General features: G+C 54.3%; 1 rRNA gene (only partly in view). It reads right to left on the bottom strand.

Features of this window, described 5'->3' with window-relative positions:
• Nucleotides 1-20: 20 nt before the first annotated feature.
• Nucleotides 21-1,751, bottom strand: a 23S ribosomal RNA gene (locus tag NR201_RS22435); it runs 1,270 nt beyond the window's last position.

The raw sequence follows: 1,751 nt of genomic DNA, 5'->3' as shown, positions 1-1,751 counted from the left end.
AAAAACGCCTCTGGCGTTGTAAGGTTAAGCCTCACGGGTCATTAGTACCGGTTAGCTCAACGCATCGCTGCGCTTACACACCCGGCCTATCAACGTCGTAGTCTTCAACGTCCCTTCAGGACTCTCAAGGAGTCAGGGAGAACTCATCTCGGGGCAAGTTTCGTGCTTAGATGCTTTCAGCACTTATCTTTTCCGCACTTAGCTACCGGGCAATGCCATTGGCATGACAACCCGAACACCAGTGGTGCGTTCACTCCGGTCCTCTCGTACTAGGAGCAACCCCCCTCAATTCTCCAGCGCCCACGGCAGATAGGGACCGAACTGTCTCACGACGTTCTAAACCCAGCTCGCGTACCACTTTAAACGGCGAACAGCCGTACCCTTGGGACCTACTTCAGCCCCAGGATGTGATGAGCCGACATCGAGGTGCCAAACACCGCCGTCGATATGAACTCTTGGGCGGTATCAGCCTGTTATCCCCGGAGTACCTTTTATCCGTTGAGCGATGGCCCTTCCATTCAGAACCACCGGATCACTATGACCTGCTTTCGCACCTGCTCGAGCCGTCACTCTCGCAGTCAAGCCAGCTTATGCCATTGCACTAACCTCACGATGTCCGACCGTGATTAGCTGACCTTCGTGCTCCTCCGTTACTCTTTAGGAGGAGACCGCCCCAGTCAAACTACCCACCAGACACTGTCCGCAGCCCGGATCACGGGCCTACGTTAGAACATCAAACATTAAAGGGTGGTATTTCAAGGTTGGCTCCACGCAGACTGGCGTCCGCGCTTCAAAGCCTCCCACCTATCCTACACATCAAGGCTCAATGTTCAGTGTCAAGCTGTAGTAAAGGTTCACGGGGTCTTTCCGTCTTGCCGCGGGTACACTGCATCTTCACAGCGAGTTCAATTTCACTGAGTCTCGGGTGGAGACAGCCTGGCCATCATTACGCCATTCGTGCAGGTCGGAACTTACCCGACAAGGAATTTCGCTACCTTAGGACCGTTATAGTTACGGCCGCCGTTTACCGGGGCTTCGATCAAGAGCTTCTCCTTACGGATAACCCCATCAATTAACCTTCCGGCACCGGGCAGGCGTCACACCGTATACGTCCACTTTCGTGTTTGCACAGTGCTGTGTTTTTAATAAACAGTTGCAGCCAGCTGGTATCTTCGACTGGCTTCGGCTCGGGGAGCAAGTCCCTCCACCTACGCGCCAGCGTGCCTTCTCCCGAAGTTACGGCACCATTTTGCCTAGTTCCTTCACCCGAGTTCTCTCAAGCGCCTTGGTATTCTCTACCTGACCACCTGTGTCGGTTTGGGGTACGATTCTGTGTTACCTGATGCTTAGAGGCTTTTCCTGGAAGCTGGGCATTTATCACTTCAGCACCGTAGTGCCTCGTCGTCACGCCTCAGCGTTAACAAGCGTCCGGATTTACCTGGACACTCCGCCTACACGCTTAAACCGGGACAACCGTCGCCCGGCTGATATAGCCTTCTCCGTCCCCCCTTCGCAGTAACACCGAGTACAGGAATATTAACCTGTTTCCCATCGACTACGCCTTTCGGCCTCGCCTTAGGGGTCGACTCACCCTGCTCCGATTAACGTTGAACAGGAACCCTTGGTCTTCCGGCGAGCGGGCTTTTCACCCGCTTTATCGTTACTTATGTCAGCATTCGCACTTCTGATACCTCCAGCATGCCTCACAGCACACCTTCGACGGCTTACAGAACGCTCCCCTACCCAACAAC

Origin of the sequence: Pantoea sp. Fr-CA_6 (assembly GCF_024520895.1) — a bacterium.
Classification (GTDB): domain Bacteria; phylum Pseudomonadota; class Gammaproteobacteria; order Enterobacterales; family Enterobacteriaceae; genus Pantoea; species Pantoea agglomerans.
The sequence above is the reverse complement of the archived record's forward strand: the minus strand, read 5'-3'. Positions and strand labels throughout refer to the sequence as shown.